Origin of the sequence: Mesorhizobium sp. M4A.F.Ca.ET.020.02.1.1 (assembly GCF_004022645.1) — a bacterium.
In the GTDB taxonomy this organism is placed as follows: Bacteria; Pseudomonadota; Alphaproteobacteria; order Rhizobiales; family Rhizobiaceae; genus Mesorhizobium.
Window position 1 is genome coordinate 1 of the sequence record NZ_RZOI01000936.1, and the last position, 1,990, is coordinate 1,990.

Annotated in this window: 1 protein-coding gene; it reads right to left on the reverse strand. The window is 65.6% G+C overall.

Going from position 1 to position 1,990, the window contains the following annotated elements; all coding sequences use genetic code 11:
* The coding region (locus tag EN742_RS33330) for an error-prone DNA polymerase (RefSeq protein ID WP_128333789.1) at positions 1 to 1,990 on the reverse strand (1,990 nt) is incomplete at both ends.

The following is a 1,990-nucleotide window of genomic DNA, read 5'->3' on the forward strand; positions in this document are numbered from 1 at the left end:
AGCCGGAACCGCGCCGTCCGACGAACAGCGTCATGCGATCCTCCGACAGGCCCTTGATCTGGCGGAAGCCGAGGCGGACGGCATGGTGGGTCTCGATCACGCCGCGCATCCCGGCATGGCGGGCAAGCACGCGGGCCGGATCGAAGGCCGTTTGCTCCAGCGTGCAGTCCCAGACGGAGAAATTGATGTCGACCTCGCGCACCTCCACACCATGGTCGCGGGCGTCGCGCACAAGCTGCGCCGGCTGGTAGAAACCCATCGGCTGCGCGTTCAGGATCGCGGCGCAGAAGACGTCGGGATAGAAGGTCTTGAACCAGCAGGAGGCGTAGACCAGCAGCGCGAAGGAAGCGGCATGGCTTTCGGGGAAGCCATATTCGCCAAAACCCTCGATCTGCTTGAAGCAGCGCTCGGCGAAGGCTTTCTCGTAACCCTTGCCGACCATGCCGTCGATCATGCGCTGGCGATAATTGCCGATCGTGCCGGTGCGCTTGAAGGTGGCCATGGCGCGGCGCAATTCGTCGGCCTCGCCCGGCCTGAAGCCGCCGGCGACGATGGCGATCTTCATCGCCTGCTCCTGAAACAGCGGCACGCCCAGCGTCTTGCCGAGGATCTGCTCCAGCTCGGGCTTGGGATATTCGGGCTGTTCCTTGCCCTGCCGGCGGCGCAGATAGGGATGCACCATGTCGCCCTGGATCGGGCCGGGGCGCACGATCGCCACTTCGATGACGAGATCGTAGAATTCGCGCGGCCGAAGCCGCGGCAGCATCGACATCTGGGCGCGCGACTCGATCTGGAAGACGCCGAGCGTGTCGGCGCGGCAGATCATGTCATAGACCCGGCCGTCCTCCTCCGGAAGGGTGGCCAGCACATAGGGCCGGCCATAGGCGTCCCGCGCGTCCGAATAATGATGCGTGAGAAGCGTGAAGGCGCGTTTCAAGCAGGTCAGCATGCCCAGCGCCAGCACGTCGACCTTGAGGATCTTCACCGCGTCGAGGTCGTCCTTGTCCCATTCGACCATCTTGCGCTCGTCCATCGCCGTCTTGACGATGGGGACGACCTCGTCGAGGCGGTCCCTGGTGATGACGAAGCCGCCGACATGCTGCGAGAGGTGGCGGGGAAAGCCCATGATCTCGTTGGCGTGCTCGATCACCTGCCTGGCCAGCGGATCGCTGCGGTCGATGCCGCCGGCGCTCGCTTCCTTCTCGCCAAGCTCCGAGGTCGACCAGCCCCAGATCGAGCTGGACAGGGCGGTGCGGACATCCTCGGACAGGCCCATCGCCTTCGCCACCTCGCGCAAAGCCGAGCGGCCGCGATAGCTGATGACGGCGGCGGCGAGCGCGGTGCGCTTGGCGCTGTACTTCTGGTAGATATAGGCGATGACTTCGTCACGCCTTTCATGCTCGAAGTCGACGTCGATGTCGGGCGGCTCGTTGCGCTCCTCGGAGATGAAGCGCTCGAACAGCGTGTCGATCCGGTCGGGGCCGACCTCGGTGATGCCGATGCAGAAGCAGACGATGGAATTGGCGGCGGAGCCGCGCCCCTGGCAAAGGATATGCTGGCGGCGGGCGAACTGGACGATGTCGTAAACGGTGAGGAAATAGCGCGCGTAGTTCAGCCGCTCGATGAGGGCGAGCTCTTCCTCGATGCGCTGCAAGACGGAAGCGGGGACGCCGGCCGGATAGCGCGTGGCGGCCCCCTCCCTGGCCAACCGTTCAAGCTCGGCCTGTGGCCCGAGGCCGGATTCGGTCGGCTCGTCCGGATAGTTGTATTCGAGGTCGCTGAGCGAAAAACTCAGCTCGTCCGCGAAGCGCAGCGTCTCCGCCAGCGCTTGCGGATGCCGGCGGAAAAGCCTGGCCATTTCCTGCGGCGGCTTCAGATGACGCTCGGCATTGGCCGCCAGCTCCAGCCCGACCTGGGCGACGGGCGTGTTAAGGCGGATCGCCGTCAGCACGTCCTGCAGCGAGCGGCGGCCGGCGCTGTGGTAGAGGAC